Below are 23,965 nucleotides of genomic sequence, written 5' to 3' on the forward strand. Positions count from 1 at the left end.
CCAACCCACGCATGCCCGGCGCGGAAAGAGGTGGAACCGCGTGGTGCATGGGAGGGCTTTTCGATTGCGCTCTCGCGCGAATTCACATGCGCGCCGCCGTTGCGCGCGGCCGGATCCGCTATGTCTCGCGCGCGGAGCGACGACGGCATGTCACGCTGCCTGCTTCTGCTCGGCGACGGCGTGTTCGGTCTCGCCCACAACAGCCGGCAGGCCGAGCGTCTTCAGCGCTTCGTCGAGCGGAGTCGACGCGCCGATACGGCCGATCTTCCGGAGATAGGCGTAGACCCGCGTCGTCTTGGCGCCGACATAGGCCGCGATCTGCGGCACCTCGACCTTCGCGTCGAACAATTTCTCCACAGCCGCGGTGTCGAACCTCGGCTTTCCGCCGGCGCCGGACATGCGCTTCGTGGCGATGTCGGCGCCGGCCTTGCGCAATACGCTCAGCGCGTTTGCGAGGACGCCTTCGCTGACGCCGAGTTCCGCTGCGGCCTCGGCCCGCGTCTTGCCTTCCACGGCTTCTCTGATCTTCGCCATAGCGCTGGCGTCGTCGATGCTCGTCATATCGTGACCGACCTCCAATGGAATGGCGCGCTTCTCGCCGGGCGCCGGCAGCGAAGTTCACGGCGAAACCGGCGCGAAGTGCCGCGCGCCAGCCATCCCGACGATGAACATGACCGCCGCGAGCGCGGCGAAGAGTCGGATAAACGGCGGGACATCATTCATCGATCGGTCCTTCTGCGATTTCGCGTGCGTGGCATTCGGTCGCGCGGCGCCGTCTCTCGCTCTGCTGCGCCCAGGAATCGACGTCCTGGAACACCGCGCGCTCGAGCGCCGTCACATCGTCCGCCATGCCCGCGGCGAAATAGGCCAGCAAGCGCTCGCTCGGATCGGCGAACTGCTCCTCGTCGAGACCGGCGAGCGCGTCCGCCATGCGCTGTTTGAGGCTCGGCAGATACGCCACGATCAATCCTTCCCGAGCGCGAATGCGGTGACCATCAGCGCGATGATGACGAGATGCGCGAGCGCGATCGCGAGACGCGGCGGCCGGGAGAACTTGCCAATCCACCCGACCGCCGCCACCATCGCGGTCGTCACACCCACGACGGAGTTTTTGAGATGACGAAAATATCGAAGGGAAAGCGAAGGACGCCGAACCCGCTCGCCGTCAAGCTCGCCGGAACGCGGCTCTTGCTGCGCGCTCTGATCGATTACATTCTCGTCGACGACCCCCACGAGGCCGACCACGCGGTCGGCGCCTTGATCATCAAAATCGACCGGATGGCCGCTGCGGCCGTCATAGCGAGCGACCCCGCCGGCGCGGCGAGCAATGCGATCCGCGACAGCGCTCTCGCGCTGATCGCCGATTTGAGGAAGTCGCGAGGCAGCGTCCAGTGACGTGAGGGGGATGTCGGTCGAGAAAATATGGAACGGCTTCACCGCGTCGAGCGGCGCCCATGTCACGTTCCGAAACTCCGAGACATAGTAGGGCCGCAGCCGCTTTCGGAAACCGTAGCCGAGCGCTTCCGCGGTCTGCGCGCCCGATCGCTGCGCAACGCTGGCAGCGGAGAGTGCGACGGGCGCGAAGAGAACGGATCGACGGGAAAGGGTCATTGCGCGCGCTCTCCGTCTTGCGCGCCGAACTCCATCCGGAACGGCGCAGCGGCGCGCATGCCCAACATGCGCGAGAGCTTGTCCGCTTCCTCCGGAGACAGCCGCAGCGCATCGAACTCGCCGCCGGCTGATCTGAACTCGAGGATCAGAGAACCGTCGGGCCCGGCCTCCACGGCAGCGATCTCGCTACTTAATGGCGCATCGGCGCGGGGCATCAGGCCGGCTCCGAAGTGAAAGGGGAGGGGGCAGTCGCGATAGTAGGAATGGGGGTGTCTTGCGGCGCTGACACAGGGCGCGTGACGCCGGCGGGCCATTCGGCTCCTTCCGGCCAATTCTCGGAGAACCAGCGGAGCGACTGCTCGTAGCGCGCAGTGGTCAAATCGGCCCCGCGCTCTCGGATGGCGCTGAGCTTGATCCCGTCGCCGAAGACGAGCGTTGAAACGCGGGACACGGAGATCCTGCGGGCCTGGCGGTAGGTCTCTGCAATGAGGCAGAGCTGTTCGATCAGGGTCATGAACGCATGATGGGCTAAAAGTAGCCCGTCGTCAACGCTAAAAATAGCGCTCACACCACCCGCGCAGCGCGTGCGAATTATCTTGCGATGGTGACGAAGAAGAAATTCTCCCCGCTCGCGCAGCGTATCCAAAGCCGGTTGGCTGCGGTGAATAAAAGCGCGCGCGCCGCGTCACTCGAGGCAGGGCTGAGTCCTTCCGCCATCAAGAACATCTTCGCCGGAGATTCGGAGTCGCCTCGTGGAAAGACGTTGAGCGCCTTGGCCCCTGTCCTGGAAACCACTGAGGAATGGCTGCTTCTGGGCGACGAAGCGTCGCGCCGAAGGCTTCGAATCGTAGGCAGTTTCGACCCAGACCAAGCCGAGCAGCATCCGCCAGGGGAAGCGGCTGCGGAAAGCGCAAAGAGAACGTCGCCAGCGCCAGGGGCGGTCCGAGAGTTCGACCTCCGCGCCGGCGCCTCCTATGGCGGCGGCTATGCGCTCCCAGGTAACGAGGAAGACGCCGGCAAGATCCGGGTCAAGGCAGAATGGGTGCTTCCCGAGTCATGGCTCAAGGGCGAGATGCGCCTCTCGACGGCTTTCACAGACATCATCGCGATCGACGGCCCCTCGATGCTTCCCGACCTCGTTCCAGGCGATCGCGTTCTGATCGACCGATCGAACAGAGACCCGAAACAAGACGCTATTTTCGCGATCCGTGACGGCGACAGCATCATTGTGAAGCATGTCCAGCTCATCAGGAATAGCGACCCGCCAAGAATCGTCTGCCGATCATCGAACCCGAAGTATGAACCGTTTGAGCTAATCCTAGATGGCGATCAGGTGGAGATAATTGGGCGCGTCGCTGGAAGGATAACAAAATTATAGAAAAAGCGAGGGTCTCATGCTTCCAAGAGTATCTGCGCGTGTTTTGTGCGTAGTTCTTTCTGTTTCTGCGCTTGGCGCGTGCAGACGCACGGAAAACAATTTGCCAACAGTCACGCTACGGCCAACCAAACTATCTCCAGCGCAACTTGATCGTCTCAAAAAGGACGTTGCGAACGGCCTCAAGGACCCGGAGTCGGCGAGGTTTGGGGAGTCGCTCGCGGCAACCACCGATGGCATTACCATTCACGCATGTGGATTCGTGAATGCGAAGAATTCCTATGGCGGATATGTCGGCGCGGAACCATTCTACGCGGTCGCGGATTCTCCGACGGGGGCCTTCAAGCTCGTTTCCATTGGCGGTAGTTGGTATCGTGCAACAAACATTGGCCGCGACGTCACCGTGGAAATGTGCTCGAAAGTCGGGCTGACTTTCTCATGAGCGTGCTGGCGGCACACGGCATTACGGTGCCGCAACCAATCATCGTCGCCTCCGACAATAACCTGAAAAAAGCGCAAGTAGGCCGCGACTATTCAATATGGGCCGTGACCTCTCTCCAATCGCCCAGGGCGGCGAAGGACTGCCAGATGTGAAAGGGCGTCGATGGGCTGGCGCGGGCAACATAATCGAGACGAGGACTTCGAGCGCGAATGGCGGCGGCGACCTCTTCGCGAGCGGTATGATTGGCGGGGCGCTGTCCTATGGCTCTCGCTGATCGCCGGCTGGGTCGCTGCTGCGCTCTTCCGATTTCTCTAAACTTTGAAAAGCAGATAGCTCAACAAGAGAGGAGCAGTTATTTCGCTGTGCTCTTCAGCAAGCCCGGCTACAAGGACCGGCAGATATCCGTGGTCGCTGAGACGCCCGCCGATGGCGGCGTCGCGCTTGCCCGGCATTATGTAGCAAGCGCACCTTAAGCTATCTATCTGAAGCACAACGGTTATGCGATAATTGCGCATGACCCGCTGCTTTCTCGCTATCGCTGCCATATCGACCGCGTTTCTGAGCGCCACCGACGCCCGCCAGCCTCGGAACGGTTATGCTCGCTCCGCCTTTCGCCGAGATCATCCATGCCCGTCCACGGGCCTCACGACTGGCCCTTGCCCTGGCTTCGTCGTAAGCGCCGTTGTCGTCCCATTGCCGCTGGAATGGAAGAATAGCTTGCAATTCGTTGCGACAAGGCATTGCAAGCCTTTGGCGCAAAGCTTTGTCAGCGATTGGTTCAGCGCAATGGTGAGCGATCAGGCGGCTGGCGTCGGCGACGAGGATTTGAAGGCCCAGGGCATCAGCTCGTCGATGCGCGACTGCGGATGGCCATCGGCGATCGCCTCGAGCGTCGCCTTCATCCAGGCATAGGGATCGACGCTGTTCAACTTGCATGTCGCAATGAGCGAAGCGAGACGTGACCAGGAACGTCCACCTTCATCGTGCCCCGCGAATAACGCATTCTTGCGCGTGAGAGTCAGCGGCCGAATCTGATTTTCGACGAGGTTGGTGTCCATCTCGACGCGTCCATCGTCGAGGAACAGGGTCAGCCCGGCCCAATGATTCAGAAGATAGGCGACCGCCTTGCCCATGTCGCTGCGGCCGGAGAGGCGAGCGGCCTGGCGCGCAAAAACTCTTCGAGCTCGACGACAAGAGGCCGCGACCGCTCGGCGCGAACGCTCTGCCGGATCGGCGCCTCTTTGCCCCGGATGTCCGCCTCGATCGCATAGAGCGCGGCGATGCGCGCCAGGATCGCCTCGGCGATGGGCGAGCCCGCTTTCGGCGTGGCGGCGATGATCTCGCGCCTGCCATGGCTCCAACACCAGGCGAGCCGCAGTGGGGCGCCACCTTTGCGCTCGGCGCGCGCCAGACGATGATAGCCGCCATAGCCGTCGACCTGGAGAACGCCGTCGAATCCTTCGAGCATCCGCTCGGCGTGCTCGCCGCTGCGACCCGGCGCGTAATGATAGACCACGATCGGCGGATCGGCGCCGCCGTGCCCGCGGTCGTCGCGCAGAACCGCCCAGAGATAGCCAGTTTTCGTCCGGCCGCGGCCGGGATCGAGAACCGGCGCCCGAGTCTCGTCCATGAATAGACGGCCGGACAGCTTCATCAGCGCGCTCATGCGCTCGACGATCGGCGCGAGGTGGAAGGCCGTCGTTCCCATCCAATCGGCCAGAACGGCGCGGTCGAGCATGATCCTGTGGCGCGCGAAGACCTGCGATTGACGGTAGAGCGGCATGTGCTCGCTGAACTTGGCGACCGCCACTTGCGCCAGCAGCGCCTCGGTGGGAACGCCGCCCTCGATCAGATGCGCAGGAGCCGGCGCCTGGGCGACGCCCGCGCATCCTGTCGGACAGGCGTAGCGGGGCCGCACGGTCTCGATGACGCGATATTGCGCCGGCGTCACGTCGAGGCGGCTGGAGCGGTCCTCGCCGATCCGAACCATCAGGCCGCAGCCGCAGGGACAGGCGAGGCTTTCTGGCTCGATCACGCGCTCGACGCGCGGCAGATGAGCAGGAAAGGCGCGCGCGGCGCGGGCGGCGCGCTCCCTGGTCGCCGGGCGCCCCGAGCGGCGCGCGCGATCGTCTTCCCGCTCCTGGACTTCGGCAATGGCGATCTCGATATCTTCCAGAACGAGCTGTAACTGATCGGGATCGAGTTTCTCCGAACGCTTGCCGAAACGCGCGCGTTCATATTCCTTGACGAGCAATTGCAGACGTTCGACCGTCTCCTTCGACGCTGCGAGCTCGCTCTCGGTGTGAAGGCGCGCGGCGAGCTCATGATCGGCGCGGATGCGTTCGGCTTCGAGCATGGCGCGCTGAGCTTCGAACAATGCGCGTAGTTCGGCAGGCAGCTCTGCGAGTCTGGAGGGATCGAAGCTCGGCGTCACGTCGGCGAATCTATCGCAAGCGAGGCGCCGAATGAAGCCGAAGTTGCGATCAGTTCGCCGCGGTCGGCGTCGCCACGATCCGCTCGCCGACGCGCTTCCAGTTGAGCCCGTCGAATAGAGCTTCGAATTGCACCCGGCTCAATTGCAGGACGCCGTCGCTGATCTGCGGCCAAGAAAAGCGGCTATCGCCGAGACGCTTGTAGACGAGCACGAGTCCGGTTCCGTCCCACAGCAAAATCTTCAAGCGATCCATTCGCTTCGAGCGGAACACGACGATGAGCCCGGAATGCGGATCGAGTCCGAGCTTGTTTTGCACGAGAGCGGCCAGCGCGTCATGCCCGCAGCGGAAATCGACGGGACGCACGGCGAGCACGATCCGCAACCCTTGCGACGGAATGATCACGCGCCGCGCTCCAGCGCCGTCATGATCTCGGCGATGCGCGTCGACGCGGTGTCCTGATCCAGCCGTAACACGACCTTGCCGACGACGATCTCGATCTTCGCATCGCTCTCGTTACGAACGGAGGGCTGCTCGAGCTCGATCTCCACGAACTCCGCGGGACCGTCGGTCACCAGCGCGAGCCGCCCGGTGCGCGCCTGGCGGCGCCACTGCGTCAATTGCTGCGCGCATATCCGATATTTGCGGGCCACGTCGGCGACGCGCGCTCCAGGCGCGAGACTCTCTCGTACGATCCGGCCCTTCAGCTCCTTCGACCACAGCCGATTGCCCGAACGTGAACGACGAAAATCCACACGTCCGACAAATCCTGCGCCAAAAGCCGTTTCGATCGTCGCATTCTCGTTCATCTTCGGATCCTTCCAGAGACATGGCTGTCCCTCAGAAGAATCTCACATCCGAAAATCCTTCCGAACCCGAAGAATCAATGGGGTCGCAACGGCGCTTACGCTTCGTCATCGATCATGACGAGCCGATATGCGCTGGCGGCCTGGACGCCCCAGAGAACATGCGCTGGCAAGAGGAGCGCGAAGCCGCAGAGAAGGACGCGCTGGAGCGCAACGTATGCCGGGCATTACGGGAGGGTCGACAATGAGCGTGGTCAAGCCCGCCCGAAGCGAGACCTTCGAACACATGATCTCCGGCTTGCTCGTCAAGCGCGCCGACCTCTTCAATGAAGCCGAGCGAATCAGGGATAGGCTCGCCGAGATCAAGAACGACATCGGCGCCATAGACCGGGTTCTTGGAACCCTCGGCTACTCAGGCGATCTCGACGCCGCAATGTCGCGCCAGAAGCGCCAAGTGCTCTTCGGGGGCGTGGGGAACTTATACCCGAGCCATCCTAGACGAACTGCGCACGGCCAAAGAGCCTCTTTCAAGCCGGGACATTGCCAGAGCCATCCTGAGCGTCAATGAGATGGATCCACGGGACAGGACGCTCCTAGGCGAGCATACAAAGCGGGTTTCAAAGGCGCTCCGCATCCTCAAAGGCGAGGGGCTGGTCCGCGGCACGGTCGGAGCGCGGGGGAATATCGTTTGGGCTCGCGCTGAAATATGAGCATATATACTAATGATATATATTATTAAGGTCTTCCCATCTTTGATAGGCTATTTTGAATGCCTTACGGTCGTGCGCCCTGTTCGCTTCTTCAGCCGTTTCGGATGCTATACCCCATACTGATAGGCATACGCCGCCAACAGCTATGCAGAATCCAACCCAGAACGCAGCGAAACACGCTGGCACACCTAAAGCGGCCAATGTCAATCCGCCCCATCGTATTATCTGTTTATTCTGATCCGGATCGTTCGCGGTCTTAGCCTGGATTCTATTTTCTTCCCACGCTCTGAAGAGGAGGAGATCACGCCAGTGATCGCGCTCAGCATCAATCTCCTCCATTGTCATTGAGCCAATCGGGTTGGCTATTGTGTATGCGGCAATTGCTTCGGCGCTTTTTAGATCAGGAATGTTACCCATGTTGCACTGATGTCTATGTGTGGGGATTACTGTTTAGGCTTTGATGAATTCCTGATATTCTTTTCTGCCTCAGCGACAAACTCAAGATAGTCGCGCCTATCTTTAGACCGCTTACGATCTAGTTGGGAGCCAAGCGCGGTGACAAAGGTAGCGATCACCACGGCGACGAGCGCCCCGAGGATAAGCGTTTGTGCATTGGGGCCGCCATTGCCGACAGAATACGAGACGGCGGCGCCTAAGGCTACGGCTATCACGCCGACGGCGATCACCATATAAGCAGCGGGAGGGAACCTCTTCCCGTCTGTTTCTAGCACGTTGATACTGCGCATAATATGACCCTCTTGGTGGGAAAGAGGACGGAACGGTGCCCGGCAAATATATGTTACAATTTTTAAATGTCAAGCGCGGCTGCTGGACAACACATTGATTCAATTCGCACAATTTGCACGTTGCCAATATCCTTTCCATTGTCGGGACACCGGATGAGCCAGGGCCGCCGACGTAATCATGAGATACTGCTCACCATTCGAAACGCGGCGGTGATCCTCGCGCCACGCCATCTCGCGCGAATAGCCAGCAACATACGGGCCAGCGATATGGTGGTGAGTGCCGATCTCGGCGCGACGGAGACGAGAGAAGAAGCTCCCCGCTTGATTCGTGCAAGCGCCATCCTCGGAATAGGCGTGCTCATGATTGATGCGCTTCGTCAGATAGAGCGCATGCCGCCAATCCCAATGAAGGGCCTCGTCAGCGTGAACGGTCGCGCTAGAGCGGAATCCGATCAAGCTGCATCATAGCCGGATGCGGCGAAGTAATTCGCGCATTCGCTCGGCGAGACGCTTTGCAGGGCGTGTGCGACCGCGGCGTCGAGCGCATCGACGGTGCGCGCCGCGATGCGCTGGAGAACCGACTTGATCTTCGAGAAAGATTTTTCGATCGGATTGAAGTCCGGCGAATAAGGCGGAAGATAAAGCACCTTCGCGCCTTTCGCTCCGATCGCCTCCCGCACGCCCGCGACCTTGTGGGTGCTCACATTGTCCAGCACCACGATCTCTCCTGCGCGGAGCGTCGGCGCCAGAACTCCAGAATCTGAGAGATCAGTACGCTGGTAGGCGCCAGGGCGGGCGCGTTAAGCGCGCCCGCGCGCCCTACGACCCTACTCGCCTATCCGGCATAGAGCGGCGATATGTCGGCGCCGCCGTCCTGCGCTCTGTCATGACGTCGTGCCCTACGCTTTCCTGGCCGGCGGAGCGCGACAAGCGCGCTCGCCATGATCGACAGCGAGAGCCGTGGTTCGCCCCCTCGGCCCTCGAAGATTTCGGCCTGCATTTCGCCTCGGACAGATACCGAATCGCCGTCGCCGAGGCCGTCCAGCTCGGTCTGGATCTCCTCCGGGAAGACGAACACGCGCCACCATCGTGTCGCGGTCCCGACTCGTTCTCGCACGGTCGCCGTGAGGTACGGGTTCCCGCTCTTGGAAATCGCCTTGCGGGGCTCACCGTAGAGATCGCCGGTCACCAGAACTGTTGCCATTGTCGAGGACTCGCGCGCCTGCCAACGTCGATAGCACTGTATGGCAGCCGGCGGGCTATTGGGAAGGCCTGCGGTGGCCGCTGACGCGATTCAGCCGCTCTGTGCTATCTGGGTAGCTGGCCTATCCAATAGGCGCGCGCCGCCCCGATATGATGGCCGGATTAACGGATCGTTCATTTACGAGGCCAGGGGGCGCTGAGGAGCTTTAGCGAGCTCTGCGCTACCACAAAGGGACAAAAGGGGTAGCTGAACACAGCGTAACCCCATTCAGCGGCCACCGTAGCTCGTCTGAGGGCAAGCTTACCGCCTGAGTGCGCGGCGTTGCGCCAATGCGGCGTCTCTCTCCTCCTCTCGGCGTTCTTTTTCGAGCTGGCGTTCCCGATCTTCGGGCGACAAGTCGTCCTGCTCGTCAGACAGATCGATTTCGAATGGCGCTGGAGTCCCGGAAGCTCTGTTGGCTTCAGCTTCTGGGTACGACGGCTCTCTGTCGCCCTCGTACGCTGGTCCAAGGTCCAGCGATTCGTGCCCGGTAGCTTCCGAGTCTGGGGAGGTTTCCTCTTCCGCCGGCGAGCGAGCCGGCAGGCGAGAGAGCGAGCCGGCGGATGAAGGGCGGGAATCGAACCGAGAGGGCGGTTTCTTCTCGTCGGCTTCTACTCCGAGTCTTTCCGCACCCGTGCCCTGCGACGGAGGGGCGGGCGCGCAAGCGCCCGCCTCGACGGCGCTCTCGTTAAAATGATCTCGGTACTGAATCTCGTTAGGCGGTCGTTTTTTACCGCTTCCACCGGTAATTTTTACCGGCTCTGCGGCGGTAAATTTTTCCCCTTGGTCAACCGGTATAATGCTGTAAATCTTTGAGTTATTGTGGCGCGCCCTCGACGAGATATAGCCGCAATCCTCCAGATCGCTCAACGCGCAGCGGACAGTCTTTTCCGTCAGGTGCGCTTCACGGGCGATGGTCTTCTGTTCTGGATAGGCTCCGCCGAGCGTCTTCCAGTCCACATAGGCCGTGAGGACATAAGCGACGCGAAATGCCGCAGGCTTCAATCTCCGGTCACGTGCCGCGCGATAAAGCCATGCGTCGAGCACCTTTCGGGTAGCGGCCAGTTCGTCTTTTGAGAGCCTTGCTCGCCGAGGGCGCGCACCGTTATCATCGTCACCAGCCACTCGTCCAAGCTCCTGTTGGTCGATAGGTAAGAGCCCCGCCGCGGTTGCGACCCGCGGCGGGGCTCGTTTTGTTTCTACGCCCGAATTTGATCGCGCGATATCCCGCACGCGCGCATTCCGCCCATCATAAGCTATTTTTAGCGCCTTCTGCTTGACGTGCGCTTTTTTTAGCGTAACACTCCCCTCCATCGGCCGAACGCGAGCCACTCGCCGGCGATGGAGAGGACGATGACGAAAGTCAGCTTCAACCGATCAGCGATCCTCGCCGAGGCTTGGGCCAATTACCGCGCGGCCCTGAAGCGCGGCTCCCCGCAAGCTTCCATCGCCGACGAAATGCGCCGCGCCTGGGCGAACGCGAAGTCCCATCGCTACTACGCCGAGCGGGGCTGGTGGGAGCGGTCGTGCCCGCTGCTCGTGTTTTCCGACGAAGAGACCACCACGCAAGTCTACGCCATTGCAGCGGAGTGAGGACGCCATGAAACCGAAGACTGTCTACGAAGCCGAAGACGGCAATCAGTTCGACACAGCGGAAGACTGCCGCGTCTACGAGATCGCGCTGAACTTCCGCTACGCGAGTCGCCTCTCGCCTGAGCAGGTCGATGACGTGCTGCGCGGGAACCATGAGGAACGCGCCGACGCGATCATCGCCTTTGCTGCGGAGATCGAGCGTCGAAGAGCAGAGCGCGCCGCGCTTCCGCAAGCCGAGAACGCTCACATCGAGCTCGAGACCGTCGCGAAGAAGATTCTCGACAAAGTGGCGTGAACAGCAGGGGCGCGCCCCGACGCGAACGGACAGTGGAGCGCCTGATGACCTCCCATCATCTCATCCAGGATTCGACCGTCTCGGCGATGGCGAAGACCCTGCGGCCTTTTCAAAACATCGACATTCCCGGCATCGCGAAACTCGCGGCGGTGCAGGCTGGCTTTTCGCCTCCGGAGATCGCTGCGCACTTGCCGGCCGCGATCATCTACGAGCGTCGGCGTCGTGACGCACTCGGCAACGCGATCACCGCCGTTGCGACAACAGCGCGATCGTTCACCGTGACGGCGTGACCGTTCGCACTCTGCGCTTTGCGGAGGATCAGGAATGAGCAGAGTGAAGGACGCGCTGGCGAGGTTCGATCGCCATCTCGCGACGATCGCGGACCATGCGGAGAGGGCGCGTGAGATCGAGAAGAACATCCGCGCTGTCGATCGCGCCGAGCGCCGGCTCTCGGATTGGGCGTCGTGCAACGGCAGCGATGCAACCCGCCCGACGCAGCTCTCGGCGTTCGAGCTTTCGGAACTCTCGATCGCTCTGAGCGCGAGGCTGGTCGAGGGGAGCGCGAAATGCTGCGAAGAGCGCGTCGAAGATGATGCAGGCCGCGGAGTAAACGACGATGCAATCACATGAGACATTTCGACAGCAGGTGGAACGCGAAACCGCCGAACTTGATGTCATCGATTTCCTGGCGCCCGGCCTTCCTGCCGAGATGGCGAAGGCCCGTCATAAGCTCGAGGCCGTCGTTGAGCAGTTTTACTCGACGATGCGGGAGTCGTTCTCGTGCATCGCACAGCAGCCGCAGCATCGCCTCGAGTGGGCGGCCCGCTGCGTCAATATCCCGGCTCCGATCATCAAGCGACTCGTCGCGGATCTGGGTTCGGACGACATCGAACGGTTGCTCGTCGATATCGAGCGCGGCGTCGCCGAGGTGCGCGCCGAGGCGCGCCAGGCGCTTCCTGACGCGGCGGAGTGAGAAGATGCCCGGCATGTGCGCGATCGGCTTGGTCCGCCCCAAAGACGCCGCGAATGTCGGCGGCGTCCTGCGCGCCGCGCACGCCTACGGCGCGTCGCTGGTCGCTATCGCCGGCGACCGGTGCACAGGCAAGATGATCCGTGCCGGCACGAACACGAGCAAGGCCCAGCGCATCATCCCTGTCATGCGCGGGGAGAACATGCGCGACCTTATCCCCTTCGACATGGGTCCCGTTGCTGTCGATCTCATCGATGGCGCGTGCGATCTGCGCGAATTCCCGCATCCGAAACGCGCCTTCTACGTCTTCGGCCCTGAGGACGGGACGCTGGGCCGTCCGATCACCGAATGGTGCTCGCACAGGGTCTACATCCCGACCGTGATCTGCATGAACCTCGCGGCCACGGTGAATGTCGTCCTTTACGATCGGATGGCCAAGGCGCGCCGGGGCGCTGTGGCTCAGCAGGCTGCGGAGTGACGCAATGTCTACGACAGCAGTCATTCTCGAATTCATGCCTCGCCGGCAGGTGCTGCTCGCCGCCGAAACAGAAGCGCGCGCCTATTACCATCTGTGCCGCTTCCTGTTCGACCGCGCTCTCGCCGATGGCGACCAGCGCGAAGTGATGACGGAGGTCGATGATGTGCTCGACTACCCGCTTCCGCCCTTCGCTGGCGCGCGGCTGCGAAAGGAGCGAGACGATCTTGTCGCTGTGATGGTCGGACTCGCGCATCGGCGATTCGTCTTGGCCGATCACGCCAAAGTCATGGGGGAATAGTCGATGTCGAGGCAGCACTGTCAGACTTGTCGCTACTGGTCGGAAATGATTGCCGAGGCCCGTGGCTCGGTCATCCACGCGATCTGCCTGAGTACGGAGAGCGAGCACAACGGCACGTTCTGCGTCGGCTCCAGGACATGCGCGGCATGGGCCGGCGGCGATCTCGGGTCGATCGATGATCCGTGCTGGGCGGGCGTCGAAGACGCGCTCGCCGCCTACGCGAAGTTCGATGGAGCGGCGCGATGAAGATGAAAGTGCGGCGAGCAAATTTTCCGACGCGCACGGACGGCGCGCTGCTCTGCTCGCACGTCGTATCGAACGAAGGGACCGCGATTGCGCAACTCGCGCATCACGATGACGAGATAATCCGTGCAAATGGCCTTCTGATCGCCGCGGCGCCGGAGCTTTATGAGGCGCTCGCCGAAGTTATCGAGGTTTTCAATCCGTTCACAAGCCGTCCGGTCGGCGCGCCCGGCAGCGCTGCACGCCTCGAACAGGAAGCGCAGATCGCGGCGCGCTTGAAGGCCCGCGCCGCGCTCGCGAAAGCCCGTGGGGAGGCATGACGATGGCGAAGAGCCTCATGCTGGAAAGCATCTACGCCGAGCGCGACGGTCGTCAAAGGATGCCGATCGTCGACCTCGGATACACCAAAGACGCCGCAACGAAAGAGCGCTTCGACACGCTGGTCGCGTCCGGATATCCGAAGAGAAATTTCAGGATTGAAGGATACGGGCGGCTGTTGATGTATGTGCCGCCGACGAAGCTCTGCAAGCTTCTAGCCGCGTTCCCGATCGTCGAAGGCGAGACATACTTCAGGGCGACTCACCATTGGAATGGATTGCGTCACGGAGAGGCACTTGCGAAGGCGATGGGAGAGTGACGATGTCGATGATTTGTGACCTCTGCGGCCGCGTCGGCATTCGCTGGATGGGGCCATTATCGAACCTCACCCATACCGAGTGCCCGCATTGCGGCGGGCGCAACTGCCAGCGCGTTGATCCGGTCGATGAAGAGGATGAAGCCGACGCGGAGCGTGCCGGGGAGATCGTCGAGGCTGAAAGCGTCGCGGCGAGCATCGAGCCGTTTCAGGATGATCTGATCGACTGACGCGAAGGCGAGAGGAGTAGCGATGATGTCGAATATTCAGAAGCTCGTTGAGGCCATGAAGCGGATCGGGGAGCTGACCGGGACGGATCATTATTCGCCGATCTCCAAGGCTCGCTCCTTACCGAACACCTATTCGGCCATAGCACGCAGTATCTCAGTTCCGACATCACCCTATTACACCGTGACAGACCAGCAGAAAGCACTCGCGGAGAAGCTGATCTCCAACATGGTAGATGATGAGCGCGCTCGCGGTGAGCGCGAGCGCGACGAACTTATCGCAGGATACGCCGCCGAACTTGAGGCCCTGCGCGCCATTCTGCCGGCGCTTGCCGCCTCTGCGAGCATCGAAATCGGCGTGCTTACTAGGGCGCTCGCCGCTGAGGCGAGCGATGGGAGGGCGTAACGCCATGGACATGCGCGAAGACGTAAGGGCGGCGATCGAAGCGGCGCGGACGTCGTGCCTCTCCGAACCCGGAATACACCGAGCCGAGCCGCAAAGACGGCGGAGCTTCGACAATGTGAGGGCCACCGTCCTCTCTGTCGTCCAGGAGCTGCCGTCGGAAATGACCATGCTCGAACTGGTCGACGAGCTCAATATCGCGAGTGCACAGAGATGACTCTCACCACCACCCAGCGCGCGGCGATCGCCGCCGCTGAAGCGGAGATCTTCCGCATCATCAGGACGCTCGAATCCGAGCATCGCGTCATCGTCGAGGAGATCGTCGTCGATCTCGGCTCGGTCCAGATCGATGCGGTCAATGAGGAGTGCGGGGAGTGATCGTCTGCCTCAACTTCATGGGCTTCGATTTCGTTGTCGACGTCGACTATCGCGTGGCGAGCTACGGCTCGCCCGCGCATATGGGCTCGCCGTCCTATCCTGGCGACCCCGGCGACCCGCCGGAATAGGAAATCGAGAGCATCGCGCTCTACCGCGATGTTTCGCCGCCGGAGTATCTATGCGGAATCACGTCACCGCCATTCGAAGCGACTGGCGCGCTGTTCGACTGCCTCGCGAACCTCGACGCGATCAATGACGCGATTTGCGAAGAGATCGACGCGAACGAGCCGCCGGAATTCGACGACAACTACTTCTGATCGAAAGGAACAACCATGAAAATCGAGGTCGACCTCAACGACATTCTTCGTGACGAATATGGCGATGGCGAAACGCTGGCGGAGTCCATCCGCCGCCAGATCGTCGACAAGCTTTCGAACGATCTTCACAAGCGACTGCACGATCGTCTTGATGGCGAACTCGGGCGCATCATGTCGGCTCAGATCAATAGCGTCATGGCAGAGAAAATGCCGACGCTGATCGACGACATCATGAACGCGACATTCACGCCAGTCTCGCCATACGGCCAGCGCAGCGAGCCGACGACGTTCCGCGCCGAGATCATCAAGGCTATTGCGGCGAATATGAAATATGAACCGAAGCAGTGGAGCAGCGACGAAAACGCCTTCACGCGCGCGGTGAGATCGATCGTCGAGAAGCAGACGGAAGCCGTGAAGGCGGAGATCACGAAGCAGGTCGACGAGAAGTTCAAGCAGGATGCTGTTGGCTACGCGGTGAGGCTACTCTCCGAACGGCTCGGGCTCGATAAGAAGGTTGCGTGAACGCGACGACGGCGATTTCTGAGGAGCAACCATGAGCAAGATCATCAAAGCAGTCTACGGACCGGAGCCAATGCGCGAGGGGGAAATCCCTTCGTGCGAGATCACCGGGCATAGCGGCGTGACGCACATCGAGCGTCGCGAGGAAAATCTCGGAACCTACGGCATCGTCTGGTTCGACGTGTTCAAAGGCGAGCTCCTATTCAAGAGCTACAACGCGCTCGCCGTCGCCGAAGTGATCTATGAGGAGCTGCGCTCATGACCATCTCGACCTTCTCGCAAACCTCACTGGGCTCCGCTGCGGCGGCCGTCGTCGACGGACTGGCGCCGAAGCGCGAGCCGTTCGCGCCCGGCATCTACTTCGGGCTCGACGAGGATGCCTACCATGCCGATCCGGCGCTGGGTTCGACCTCGATGAAGAAGCTCGCCGATTCGCCGCCGGACTATTGGTTCGACTCGCCACACAATACGATGCGGAAGGAGAAGCGCGACACGCCATCACGCATCTTCGGAAGCGCCGTTCACAAGTTCGTCCTCGAAGGCCGAGCGGCATTCGAGCGCGCCTATGCTGTGGCGGACTTCAACGGCTCGACGAAGGAGGGGAAGGCCGAATCCGCGCGCATCGAGGCCGCCGGCAAGATCCGCATCGTCCGCGCCGACTGGGATCGCATCATGCTCGCCGGCACGATCATTCGGGCGAACCCGACGATCGGCGAAGCGTTCTCCGGAGGCGCGCCGGAGGTCTCGATCTTCTGGGAGCGCGACGGTATGCGGCGTAAGGCGCGCTTCGACTATCTGAAGTCTCGCGCCGTCGTCGACCTCAAGAGCGACTCGAACTCTCGCGAGATCGCTTTTCCTGAGGCTTGCCGGCGCTCGATCGCACAGTACCGATACGACGTTCAGGCCGTCCATTACGACGAGGCCCGAGCCCTGATCCCGCAGCTCATTGCCGCTGGCGCGGTGCATGGCGATTACGACCCGGAATGGTTGCGCAAGGTGGCGGCAGCCACCGAGTGGGCCTTCGTCTGGATATTCTACCAATCTGAACGAGCGCCGCTGACCTGGGGGACGACGGTCTCGCACGGCAATGGGCTGTTCGATCTGGCGCGCGCGACGCTCGCGAAGGCGGAGGCGAATTACCGCGAGTTCTCGGCGCGCTTTGGATTCGACACCCCGTGGGTGCTGTCCGAGTCGCTTTCAGAGCTCGACGTGAACGACCTTCCGAATTGGGCCTTCAGGAGCTGACACCATGGACACTGCCGCCACCGAAATCGAAATCCTTCTGCCGACCGAATACGTCCGGTTCGAAGACGGGAGCGCCCTGGCGCTCACCGTCCCCGATGACCGCGCGCTCGCCTTCTTCACGACCGCCGGCGCGGTCGATCCGGTGCTCGCCGCGATCCGAACGGAGATCGACGGTTTCTCGGCCGACGTGAAGACGGTGAAGGGGCGCAAGGCGATCGCCGCGATGGCGCGCCGGGTATCGTCTTCGAAAACCTATCTCGAGGAGGTTGGAAAGGATCTGGCCGCGGCGCAGAAGGAAATCCCGAAAAAGATCGACGCCGCGCGAAAGATGATCCGCGACACGCTCGACGCTTGGCGGGACGAGGTGCGGGCTCCGCTGACGAAGTGGGAAGAGGCGGAAGAGGCGCGGGTCGCCAAACACAAGGACCGCATTGCTAAAATCGAGTCCATCGGCACATCGGCGCGTCACGATCAAAGCACCTTTGCTTCTGCGCTTCGGAAAGATTTGGAAGACGTTGAGGCCGTCGTCATCGGCCCGAGCTGCGAAGAATTCGCCGCCGAATATGCGACCGCGAAGGACGGCGCCCGCTCGCGCCTGACGGCCGCCATCGTCGCCGCTGAGAAGCGCGAGGCCGAACAGGCCGAACTAACGCGCCTGCGTCAGGAGGCGGCCGAACGCGAGGTCCGCGAACGTGACGAGCGCATTGCGCTCGAGGCTGCGGACCGCGCCCGGCAGGAAGCAGAGCACAAGGCGGCCGAAGAGATCGCGCACCGGGAAGCTGCGGCCCGCGCCGAGAAAGAGGCTATCGAGGCCAAGGCTCGCGCCGAGCGCGAAGAGGCGGCGCGCCGCGAGCGGGAGGCCGCGCTCAAAGCCGAAGAGGAGCGCCTCGCGGCCGAGCGCCGGGAGATCGCGCTGCGCCGGCAGGCCGAGGAGGCGGAGGAGCGCGCGAGAGCCGCCGGGCTATTCGCCAAGCAAGAGTTCGAAGAGAAGATGGCTCTGGCGAAGGCGGAGGTGGAAGCGCGCGAAGCCGACCGCGAGCACCGCGCCAAGATCAACAATGCCGCCCTGGACGCCTTCGTCGAGTTCGGCCTCTCGCCCGACGCTGCGAAGATGGCCGTGACGCTGATCGCCCAGCGCGTCATCCCGAACGTCCAGATCAACTATTGAATCTGAAAGGATTGCATATGAGCGATGTGACAATCACAGAGGACGGCGAGATCGTTCATGGTGGCCTTTCTGAAGGGATAGAGCCGAGCACTTCTCTGGCGGTGTCTCTTGCGCGCGCGGAGATAGACCAGCAGATCGCGACCTCACGCGCGCTCCCGAGATCAATTCAGAAGGCCGTTTCCAACATCACGACCTTGGCGACGCTCGACGAAGAGACCGCCGCCGAGTGCATCTATGCGCTGCCGCGTGGCGGCAAGACGATCCGTGGGCCGTCCATCCGCTTCGCGGAGATCATGGCAAGCCAGTGGGGGAATTGCCGCATCGGCGCGCGCGTGGTCCACGTCGATAAGGTTGAGCGCTACGTCGAAGCCGAGGGCGTCTTCCATGACCTCGAAACCAATGTCGCGCAGACAGCGCGCATCCGCCGCACGATCCAGGCGAAGCGAGGCAAGGGGATCGACGCCGATATGATCCAGCTCGCCGGCGCAGCCGCATGTTCGATCGCGCGCCGCAACGCAATCCTCGCGGGAATTCCGAAGGGTGTCGCCCGCAAGGGCTATCTCGCCGTCGAAAATGTCATTCGGGGCGACGTGAAGACTCTTGTTCAACGGCGCGATGCCGCAATCAAAGCCTTTGCCCATTACGACGTAACGCCCGACAAAGTGTTCTCCGCTCTCGGGATCGCAGGGCTTGACGATATCACGCTGGACCATCTTGCCACGCTCACAGGAATGCGCTCGGCCATCAAGAACGGCGAGTCGACCGTCGAGGAGATGTTCGGCAAGCCGGAGTCCGATCACAAGATCGTGAAAAATCCGCTGGCCGATGAGTCGGCGGACGAAACGAAGCCGGGGACGCAGGCGAGCTCCGCGCAGACGCAGCAGAACGCCGAGACCGACGCCGGAAAAGGTGGCCCGGCGCCGCAGGCCGCAGAGGAGGGGAGGGCGAATGTTGTGGGCGCCGGAACCGACTCTGCGGCCGATCCGATCTCGGAGAATCCATGGTTCGGCGTAGGCGCGAAGGCGGCGCGCGACGGCATGAGTCGAAAGGCTTTGCCGCCTGAACTGCGCGCGGTCGATCGCGCCGACGACGCCGCGGCGTGGTTCGACGGATTCGACTCCGTGAAGAACGGGGGCGCCGCGTGAACGCCGAGGAAGAGGCTCTGAGAAGTGTAGAGCGCGCGACGATCGCCGATCTGCTCGAGAAAGGGTTCCTCCATGTCCAAACCTTCACGGGAAGGGACGGCGGGGAGCGCTTGAGTAATGCCGGACGCCTCAAGTGTCAGCTCGAGGTCGATGGCCGCGAGGCGACGATCCTCCACTGCGCGAGGGTCACACGCGTCTATGCGAAGCGACCGAAACGAATGGAAAGGTATCCGGCATGACGACGTGGAGTCCGCAGCAAGACGAAGCGCTCAAGGCCGTATCGCGATGGCTGAAGGCCGGCCGCGGCGCGGCGCAGGTCTTCCGTCTCTTCGGCTATGCCGGCACCGGGAAATCGACCTTGGCGCGTGAGTTCGCCGCTGATGTCGACGGAGAGGTCTTGTTCGGCTCTTTCACCGGCAAGGCCGCGCACGTCATGCACAGGAAGGGTTGCACGGGCGCGAGCACGATCCATTCGATGATCTATCGGCTCGACGAAGAGGACAAGATGCGCGAGGAACCGCGCTTTGTCCTCAACGAAGAGTCTCCGGTCAAAGGCGCGGCGCTCGTTATCATCGACGAATGCTCGATGGTCGACGAAGCCCTCGGCCGCGACATGCTGTCATTCGGGACGCCCATTCTCGTTCTCGGCGATCCGGCGCAGCTGCCGCCGGTAAAGGGCGCCGGCTTCTTCACCGAGGCGCAACCCGACGTCATGCTGACCGAGGTCCATCGGCAGGCCGCGGAGTCGCCGATCATCAATCTGGCGACGAAGGTCCGCCAGGGCGGCCGGCTCGATGTCGGGGAATTCGGTGAGGCGCGCGTCATCACGCGCGCCGACGTGACGCCGGAAGCCGTCCTCGCCGCGGACCAAGTGCTCGTCGGGCTGAACAAGACCCGGCACGCCTATAACGCCCGTATCCGGACGCTCAAAGGGATCAGCGCGGCGGCGCCGACGCCCGGCGAAAAGCTGGTCTGCCTGCGCAACGCGAAGGAGAAGCGGCTGCTAAACGGCTCGCTGTGGTTGGTCGTCGAAGAGAGAAAGCGCGACAGGGCGATGGGCGCGACGCGGCTGACGGTCCGGCCCGATGACGAAGGCGCGCAAGAACGTCATGTCGAGGTCCTGGTGAAGAACGAGTTTTGGTCTGGCCGCGAAGCCGAGCTCAAGTGGCAGGACAAGAAAGGGACTGAAGAGTTCACGTTCGGCTACGCGCTGACCTGCCACAAGGCGCAGGGGTCGCAGTGGGACGATGTGATCGTCTTCGATGAAGCTTCGACCTTCCGAGAGGACGCGCAGCGCTGGCGCTACACCGCCATCACGCGCGCGGCCGAGCGGTTAACCGTCGTTATCTAATCAGGCGGGATCGATGATTGAGCGCGAAGATATCGGAACGACGAAGCGCAAACCGCTGACACCGACGCAGCGGTTGAAGCTGTTCGAGCGCGAAGGCGGCCGGTGCTGCATTTGCGGCGGGAAGATCTTCGGATCGTTCATCGACGAGCACAAGCGCGCGCTCGGACTCGGCGGGAGCAATGATCCCGAGAACCGCGGCGTCGCGCATCCGAAATGCGCCGGAAACAAGACGGCGAATGAAGACATCCCGCGCATCGCCAAAGCGAAGCGGCAGAAAATGGCAGCGCATGGGATCCAGGCGCCGAAGCAGAAAATCAAATCGCGCGGGTTCAGGCGGGAGCGAAAATTGCGGGCGATCGACAAGGGCGCGCTCTTCCCGCTCCCGCGGCGGGTCTGCGGCGTCTTGATAGAACAAGGGAGAGATCGGTGACCATCGCCCCGTATCCGTTGCAATGGCCGGAAGGCGTCCCGCGTGCGCGTGGTCGGTTCATCGATCTATCCGGGCAGCGGTTTGGTCATTGCCGAGCCATCGCCGTGCACGCAAAGCGCGGAACAAAATACATCTATCGGTGCGATTGCGATTGCGGACGCGCCTTCACGGCTCGGGGCGAGCACCTGAGACAGGGTCAGGTGACGTCGTGCGGATGTATGAATCCTCAACGCGCGAAAGCCATAGGTAAATCTAACGAGAGGCATGGGCAGTCGTCCAAGGGAGGAACAACAAGTCCGTCGCTGACTTATCGCTCATGGAAATCGATGAAAGAGCGATGCCTGTCGACCAAGCACAAAAGCTTCGTCCGATACGGTGGTCGTGGGATCACGATTTGCGATCGTTGGCTGAATGGCCATGGGGACTTGAGTGGGTTCGAGTGCTTCCTTGCCGACATGGGAGATCGGCCGTCGGTCAACCATACGATTGATCGCTTCCCCGACAACGATGGCAACTATGAGCCAGGGAACTGCCGCTGGGCAACATCGCAGGAACAGCATTGGACTCAACGCGGGGCTAAAGGGGAGCGAAGGGCATGAAGCGTGACCCCAAGCGGACACCCGACAGCGATGTTCCGCCTCCCGACTGGCGTGACCATCCAGAAGGCTTCGAGGACGGACTCCTCGAGGAGTGGGATGGCGAGCCGGATAGCGGCGGTTATCCAGAAGAAGAGGGATGGTGACGATTATGACGACAATGGTTGCGCTCACTCGGCTCGTTATGAGTCCGCACAATGTCCGGAAAACAGAGAAGGCGGCGAACACCGCGGCGCTCGCCGCCTCTATCCTGGCGAAGGGGCTGTTGCAGCCCTTGGCGGTGCGCCAGCACCCGGAGAACCAGGAGCTCGCCGAGATCATCGACGGCGATCGCCGATTCCTGGCCTGCAAGCTGTTGGTCGAACAAGGCAAGTTCGAAGCAGACATCGAGGTGCCGGTCTTTTTCAGATCCGATGGCGCCGTTTCCGACGACATGATGCGCGAGGCATCGCTCGCGGCAAACATCGAGCGCGAGCCGCTACATCAGGTCGACGAGTTCGAGGCATTCTCAGACCTCGCCAAGACGATGAAGCCGGGGGAGATCGCGGATCGGTTCGGAATCACCGAACGAACGGTGCAGCGGCGCATAGCGCTCGGCGCGCTGCACCCGGATATTCGAGAAGCATGGAAGCGTGGCGAGGTCCGTGATGATGCCGCGAAGGCTTTCACGCTCGCGGTCGATCAGGACCGGCAGCTGAAGGTTTTCAAGGAACTCCAGAAGAAGCATGGGCTCTATCCCGATCACATCAAGGCGGCGCTCGGCGTCAATAGCGACGTCGCCAGAGCCCTCAAAGTCATCGGCCTCGAAGCCTACCGCGCTGCCGGCGGCGCGGTGATCGAGGACCTCTTCGGTGATGAGCCTGTCGTCAGCGATCCGGAGCTCGCTAAGGCGATTCTAGCCGATTGCCTGAAGCGAGAATGCGACCGGCTCGTCGCCGATGGCTGGGCGTTTGCAGTGCTCGCCGAGACCGTCGCGAACCGCTGGAATTGGCCGCGCCTGATCCCGACCGGCAAGGCGAAGCCGACCGATGAGGAGAAGGCCCGCACCCAGGAACTCGACACCGAGATCACTCGCCTCGAACAACTCGGCGAGGATGACGACGGGCTGTCGGACGAGGACGATCGGCTGCTCGAGAACCAGAAAGCGGAGCGCGATAGGATCGGGGCCGCGGTGGAGATGCGCCGCTGGGGACCGCGCCAGAAGAAGATGGCAGGCTGTTTCGTCGGCGTCTCCTATCACGGAAGCATCGAGATCACCTATGGCGTCCAGAACCCCAAGGATGCGAAGAAAGAGAAGGAAAAGGCGTCCGCTGGCGGCGGCGCGAGCACAGCCGCAGGTGTAGCGGAGAAGCCGGCGATCAGCGACAAGCTCGCCCTGGCGCTGTCCGAGCAGCTGACGATCGCCGCTGCGAAGACACTGCAGAATGACCCGGGCCTGGCGCTGCGTGCGATCGTCGCCGCCCTGGAGAGTAGCTTCGACATTGGCCCAGTGAAGGTACGTTGTTCCGGCTACGATGCGCTGCTTTCCAACGGCGCACAGCGCGACTTCGCCGAAATTCTTGCCGATCTACAGACTCACCCCGATGATGTTGTGCTCAGCCGATTGTCAATCGCTGTATCGACGACGCTCGATCTGCGCCGGCAGTCGGCGCGGCAATCGCTCGGCGAAGGAGCGGTCGCGCTGTTGAACGCGCTCCCCGCGGACGACTTCTACCGCGCCGCACGCGAGACATTCGACCCCGAGGTCTATTTCAAGGGCGTGAACGCCGATCTGTGCAATGCCGCCCTCGACGAGATGGGATGGGCGATGGCCGGCAACCGCCCGAAAAAGAAGGGCGAGCTCGCGACGATGTGCGCCGAGGCGGCCCGCAAGCAGGGCTGGACCCCGATGGAGATGCGGCGGCCATCCACAGAACCGCAACATGAAGGCGAGGACTGACAACAATGGACGCTCAATCTGCAACTCAGAACGCCGATTCCGCAATCGAAGACGGCTTCGAGTGGAGCATCGTCGAAATTTTCGGCCATCGCCAGCATGCCGGCCGGACACGCGAAGAAGAGCGCTTCGGCGCCAAGATGCTGCGCGTCGACGTTCCGAAATTGGAATGGAGCGGCGAAGAGGACGGGAAGCGGCGCACCGTCGTGACCGGCTGGACGACGCATTACTATGGCGGCTCGGCGATCTTCTCGTTCTCGCTCACCGACGAAGCGACGGTGATGAAGGCCAACCGGCCCTACGAGCCGCCGGCGCGGCTCACCTATTCGGCGCCGGAAGACCAGGGAGACGATGACGGGGAGGAGTTCTGATGC

At 62.3% G+C, this 23,965-nt stretch carries 38 protein-coding genes and 3 pseudogenes; 27 read left to right on the forward strand and 14 right to left on the reverse strand.

The annotated features are described in order from the left end of the window. Nucleotides 1–150: 150 nt before the first annotated feature. From AC6IW9_RS15040 to AC6IW9_RS15055, 4 genes are all read right to left on the reverse strand, one after another. Nucleotides 151–561, reverse strand: a complete 411-nt coding sequence (locus AC6IW9_RS15040) for a hypothetical protein (RefSeq protein WP_497764749.1) — start codon at nt 559–561, stop codon at nt 151–153. Between the two features lie 154 nt (nt 562–715). Beyond that, complete coding sequence (locus AC6IW9_RS15045; protein WP_497764752.1) at nt 716–961, reverse strand: hypothetical protein; 246 nt, start codon at nt 959–961, stop codon at nt 716–718. Nucleotides 962–963: 2 nt separating this feature from the next. Beyond that, nucleotides 964–1,461 (reverse strand): hypothetical protein, encoded by a 498-nt coding sequence (locus AC6IW9_RS15050; RefSeq protein ID WP_497764754.1) that lies wholly within the window; start codon nt 1,459–1,461, stop codon nt 964–966. A 146-nt stretch (nt 1,462–1,607) separates the two neighbouring features. Further along, nucleotides 1,608–1,826, reverse strand: a complete 219-nt coding sequence (locus AC6IW9_RS15055) for a hypothetical protein (protein ID WP_497764757.1) — start codon at nt 1,824–1,826, stop codon at nt 1,608–1,610. 386 nt (nt 1,827–2,212) lie between these two features. Between AC6IW9_RS15055 and AC6IW9_RS15060 the strand changes: the two genes are divergently transcribed. The 3 genes from AC6IW9_RS15060 to AC6IW9_RS15070 all read left to right on the forward strand — a co-directional run bounded on the left by AC6IW9_RS15060 (nt 2,213) and on the right by AC6IW9_RS15070 (nt 3,580). Then, complete coding sequence (locus AC6IW9_RS15060; RefSeq protein WP_497764759.1) at nt 2,213–2,989, forward strand: S24 family peptidase; 777 nt, start codon at nt 2,213–2,215, stop codon at nt 2,987–2,989. A 100-nt stretch (nt 2,990–3,089) separates the two neighbouring features. Then, a complete protein-coding gene (locus AC6IW9_RS15065; RefSeq protein ID WP_497764761.1) occupies nt 3,090–3,428 on the forward strand; it encodes a hypothetical protein in 339 nt (112 codons plus the stop codon). Then, complete coding sequence (locus AC6IW9_RS15070; protein ID WP_497764763.1) at nt 3,425–3,580, forward strand: hypothetical protein; 156 nt, start codon at nt 3,425–3,427, stop codon at nt 3,578–3,580. The genes AC6IW9_RS15065 and AC6IW9_RS15070 overlap by 4 nt, the downstream gene beginning before the upstream one ends. Before the next feature lie 645 nt (nt 3,581–4,225). Here AC6IW9_RS15070 and tnpC read toward each other — a convergent pair. From tnpC to tnpA, 3 genes and pseudogenes are all read right to left on the reverse strand, one after another. Continuing rightward, nucleotides 4,226–5,862: pseudogene (gene tnpC / locus AC6IW9_RS15075) on the reverse strand (IS66 family transposase). A gap of 49 nt (nt 5,863–5,911) precedes the next feature. Next, on the reverse strand, nt 5,912–6,265 hold the full coding sequence (gene tnpB / locus AC6IW9_RS15080; RefSeq protein WP_497763765.1) for an IS66 family insertion sequence element accessory protein TnpB: 354 nt from the start codon (nt 6,263–6,265) through the stop codon (nt 5,912–5,914). Next, a complete protein-coding gene (gene tnpA, locus AC6IW9_RS15085; protein WP_497763764.1) occupies nt 6,262–6,669 on the reverse strand; it encodes an IS66-like element accessory protein TnpA in 408 nt (135 codons plus the stop codon). The genes tnpB and tnpA overlap by 4 nt, the downstream gene beginning before the upstream one ends. Before the next feature lie 241 nt (nt 6,670–6,910). Here tnpA and AC6IW9_RS15090 point away from each other — a divergent pair, with 241 nt between their 5' ends. Continuing rightward, nucleotides 6,911–7,234 carry a hypothetical protein gene (locus tag AC6IW9_RS15090; RefSeq protein WP_497764764.1) on the forward strand — a complete coding sequence of 108 codons (324 nt, stop codon included), beginning with the start codon at nt 6,911–6,913 and terminating at the stop codon, nt 7,232–7,234. A 585-nt stretch (nt 7,235–7,819) separates the two neighbouring features. Here AC6IW9_RS15090 and AC6IW9_RS15095 read toward each other — a convergent pair. The 5 genes and pseudogenes from AC6IW9_RS15095 to AC6IW9_RS15115 all read right to left on the reverse strand — a co-directional run bounded on the left by AC6IW9_RS15095 (nt 7,820) and on the right by AC6IW9_RS15115 (nt 10,490). After that, on the reverse strand, nt 7,820–8,122 hold the full coding sequence (locus AC6IW9_RS15095; protein ID WP_497764767.1) for a hypothetical protein: 303 nt from the start codon (nt 8,120–8,122) through the stop codon (nt 7,820–7,822). Nucleotides 8,123–8,221: 99 nt separating this feature from the next. Beyond that, nucleotides 8,222–8,557, reverse strand: a pseudogene (locus AC6IW9_RS15100) (transposase); the annotation flags it as partial. Between the two features lie 17 nt (nt 8,558–8,574). After that, nucleotides 8,575–8,871 (reverse strand): annotated as a pseudogene (locus AC6IW9_RS15105) (transposase); the annotation flags it as partial. 86 nt (nt 8,872–8,957) lie between these two features. Beyond that, nucleotides 8,958–9,311: a single-stranded DNA-binding protein gene (locus tag AC6IW9_RS15110; protein ID WP_497764768.1), complete on the reverse strand. Its 354-nt coding sequence runs from the start codon at nt 9,309–9,311 to the stop codon at nt 8,958–8,960. 315 nt (nt 9,312–9,626) lie between these two features. Further along, nucleotides 9,627–10,490, reverse strand: a complete 864-nt coding sequence (locus AC6IW9_RS15115) for a helix-turn-helix domain-containing protein (RefSeq protein WP_497764770.1) — start codon at nt 10,488–10,490, stop codon at nt 9,627–9,629. A gap of 228 nt (nt 10,491–10,718) precedes the next feature. Between AC6IW9_RS15115 and AC6IW9_RS15120 the strand changes: the two genes are divergently transcribed. From AC6IW9_RS15120 to AC6IW9_RS15210, 19 genes are all read left to right on the forward strand, one after another. Then, nucleotides 10,719–10,958, forward strand: a complete 240-nt coding sequence (locus tag AC6IW9_RS15120) for a hypothetical protein (RefSeq protein WP_497764773.1) — start codon at nt 10,719–10,721, stop codon at nt 10,956–10,958. 7 nt (nt 10,959–10,965) lie between these two features. Next, nucleotides 10,966–11,253: a hypothetical protein gene (locus tag AC6IW9_RS15125; protein ID WP_497764774.1), complete on the forward strand. Its 288-nt coding sequence runs from the start codon at nt 10,966–10,968 to the stop codon at nt 11,251–11,253. 32 nt (nt 11,254–11,285) lie between these two features. Next, nucleotides 11,286–11,543, forward strand: coding sequence for a hypothetical protein (locus AC6IW9_RS15130; RefSeq protein WP_497764775.1), 258 nt, complete (start codon nt 11,286–11,288; stop codon nt 11,541–11,543). A 34-nt stretch (nt 11,544–11,577) separates the two neighbouring features. Then, a complete protein-coding gene (locus AC6IW9_RS15135) occupies nt 11,578–11,883 on the forward strand; it encodes a hypothetical protein (RefSeq protein ID WP_497764777.1) in 306 nt (101 codons plus the stop codon). Next, complete coding sequence (locus tag AC6IW9_RS15140) at nt 11,870–12,226, forward strand: hypothetical protein (protein WP_497764779.1); 357 nt, start codon at nt 11,870–11,872, stop codon at nt 12,224–12,226. The genes AC6IW9_RS15135 and AC6IW9_RS15140 overlap by 14 nt, the downstream gene beginning before the upstream one ends. Nucleotides 12,227–12,239: 13 nt before the next feature. Further along, on the forward strand, nt 12,240–12,701 hold the full coding sequence (locus tag AC6IW9_RS15145; protein ID WP_497764781.1) for a TrmH family RNA methyltransferase: 462 nt from the start codon (nt 12,240–12,242) through the stop codon (nt 12,699–12,701). Between the two features lie 4 nt (nt 12,702–12,705). Then, nucleotides 12,706–12,999 (forward strand): hypothetical protein, encoded by a 294-nt coding sequence (locus AC6IW9_RS15150; RefSeq protein ID WP_497764782.1) that lies wholly within the window; start codon nt 12,706–12,708, stop codon nt 12,997–12,999. 3 nt (nt 13,000–13,002) lie between these two features. Beyond that, entirely contained in the window at nt 13,003–13,245 is a 243-nt protein-coding gene (locus AC6IW9_RS15155; protein ID WP_497764784.1) for a hypothetical protein, read from the forward strand. Further along, nucleotides 13,242–13,562: an XkdD/Y8K6 family phage-associated protein gene (locus AC6IW9_RS15160; RefSeq protein ID WP_497764785.1), complete on the forward strand. Its 321-nt coding sequence runs from the start codon at nt 13,242–13,244 to the stop codon at nt 13,560–13,562. Before AC6IW9_RS15155 ends, AC6IW9_RS15160 begins: the two co-directional genes overlap by 4 nt. Before the next feature lie 2 nt (nt 13,563–13,564). After that, nucleotides 13,565–13,879: a hypothetical protein gene (locus tag AC6IW9_RS15165; protein ID WP_497764786.1), complete on the forward strand. Its 315-nt coding sequence runs from the start codon at nt 13,565–13,567 to the stop codon at nt 13,877–13,879. Beyond that, nucleotides 13,876–14,106 carry a hypothetical protein gene (locus AC6IW9_RS15170; protein ID WP_497764789.1) on the forward strand — a complete coding sequence of 77 codons (231 nt, stop codon included), beginning with the start codon at nt 13,876–13,878 and terminating at the stop codon, nt 14,104–14,106. The genes AC6IW9_RS15165 and AC6IW9_RS15170 overlap by 4 nt, the downstream gene beginning before the upstream one ends. Nucleotides 14,107–14,128: 22 nt before the next feature. Continuing rightward, entirely contained in the window at nt 14,129–14,509 is a 381-nt protein-coding gene (locus AC6IW9_RS15175; RefSeq protein WP_497764791.1) for a hypothetical protein, read from the forward strand. A gap of 210 nt (nt 14,510–14,719) precedes the next feature. Then, nucleotides 14,720–14,884: a hypothetical protein gene (locus AC6IW9_RS15180; RefSeq protein WP_497764793.1), complete on the forward strand. Its 165-nt coding sequence runs from the start codon at nt 14,720–14,722 to the stop codon at nt 14,882–14,884. Beyond that, nucleotides 14,881–15,012 (forward strand): hypothetical protein, encoded by a 132-nt coding sequence (locus tag AC6IW9_RS15185; RefSeq protein WP_497764794.1) that lies wholly within the window; start codon nt 14,881–14,883, stop codon nt 15,010–15,012. The genes AC6IW9_RS15180 and AC6IW9_RS15185 overlap by 4 nt, the downstream gene beginning before the upstream one ends. A gap of 204 nt (nt 15,013–15,216) precedes the next feature. After that, nucleotides 15,217–15,723: a hypothetical protein gene (locus tag AC6IW9_RS15190; RefSeq protein WP_497764795.1), complete on the forward strand. Its 507-nt coding sequence runs from the start codon at nt 15,217–15,219 to the stop codon at nt 15,721–15,723. Nucleotides 15,724–15,754: 31 nt separating this feature from the next. Then, complete coding sequence (locus tag AC6IW9_RS15195; RefSeq protein WP_497764796.1) at nt 15,755–15,982, forward strand: hypothetical protein; 228 nt, start codon at nt 15,755–15,757, stop codon at nt 15,980–15,982. After that, nucleotides 15,979–16,965, forward strand: a complete 987-nt coding sequence (locus AC6IW9_RS15200) for a PD-(D/E)XK nuclease-like domain-containing protein (RefSeq protein WP_497764797.1) — start codon at nt 15,979–15,981, stop codon at nt 16,963–16,965. The genes AC6IW9_RS15195 and AC6IW9_RS15200 overlap by 4 nt, the downstream gene beginning before the upstream one ends. A 4-nt stretch (nt 16,966–16,969) precedes the next feature. Next, nucleotides 16,970–18,133 (forward strand): hypothetical protein, encoded by a 1,164-nt coding sequence (locus AC6IW9_RS15205; protein ID WP_497764798.1) that lies wholly within the window; start codon nt 16,970–16,972, stop codon nt 18,131–18,133. A 17-nt stretch (nt 18,134–18,150) separates the two neighbouring features. Beyond that, complete coding sequence (locus AC6IW9_RS15210; RefSeq protein ID WP_497764800.1) at nt 18,151–19,278, forward strand: hypothetical protein; 1,128 nt, start codon at nt 18,151–18,153, stop codon at nt 19,276–19,278. Nucleotides 19,279–19,474: 196 nt separating this feature from the next. Here the strand turns inward: AC6IW9_RS15210 and AC6IW9_RS15215 are convergent, their stop codons facing one another. Then, nucleotides 19,475–19,750, reverse strand: a complete 276-nt coding sequence (locus tag AC6IW9_RS15215) for a hypothetical protein (protein WP_497772597.1) — start codon at nt 19,748–19,750, stop codon at nt 19,475–19,477. On the opposite strand from AC6IW9_RS15215, the gene AC6IW9_RS15220 reads away from it, so the two are divergent. Next, nucleotides 19,637–20,629 carry an ATP-dependent DNA helicase gene (locus AC6IW9_RS15220; protein WP_497772535.1) on the forward strand — a complete coding sequence of 331 codons (993 nt, stop codon included), beginning with the start codon at nt 19,637–19,639 and terminating at the stop codon, nt 20,627–20,629. The genes AC6IW9_RS15215 and AC6IW9_RS15220 overlap by 114 nt on opposite strands. On the opposite strand, the gene AC6IW9_RS15225 is transcribed toward AC6IW9_RS15220, so the two are convergent. Then, nucleotides 20,622–21,044, reverse strand: a complete 423-nt coding sequence (locus tag AC6IW9_RS15225) for a hypothetical protein (protein WP_497764801.1) — start codon at nt 21,042–21,044, stop codon at nt 20,622–20,624. The two genes, AC6IW9_RS15220 and AC6IW9_RS15225, sit on opposite strands and share 8 nt — an antisense overlap. A 610-nt stretch (nt 21,045–21,654) precedes the next feature. Between AC6IW9_RS15225 and AC6IW9_RS15230 the strand changes: the two genes are divergently transcribed. From AC6IW9_RS15230 to AC6IW9_RS15240, 3 genes are read left to right on the forward strand one after another with little or no spacing between them, the layout of a single operon-like run. After that, nucleotides 21,655–21,801: a hypothetical protein gene (locus AC6IW9_RS15230; RefSeq protein WP_497764803.1), complete on the forward strand. Its 147-nt coding sequence runs from the start codon at nt 21,655–21,657 to the stop codon at nt 21,799–21,801. Continuing rightward, nucleotides 21,795–23,594: a ParB/RepB/Spo0J family partition protein gene (locus AC6IW9_RS15235; protein WP_497764805.1), complete on the forward strand. Its 1,800-nt coding sequence runs from the start codon at nt 21,795–21,797 to the stop codon at nt 23,592–23,594. The genes AC6IW9_RS15230 and AC6IW9_RS15235 overlap by 7 nt, the downstream gene beginning before the upstream one ends. Before the next feature lie 5 nt (nt 23,595–23,599). After that, nucleotides 23,600–23,962 (forward strand): hypothetical protein, encoded by a 363-nt coding sequence (locus AC6IW9_RS15240; RefSeq protein WP_497764806.1) that lies wholly within the window; start codon nt 23,600–23,602, stop codon nt 23,960–23,962. Nucleotides 23,963–23,965 lie beyond the last annotated feature (3 nt).

The organism is Methylosinus sp. shoA (assembly GCF_059718125.1).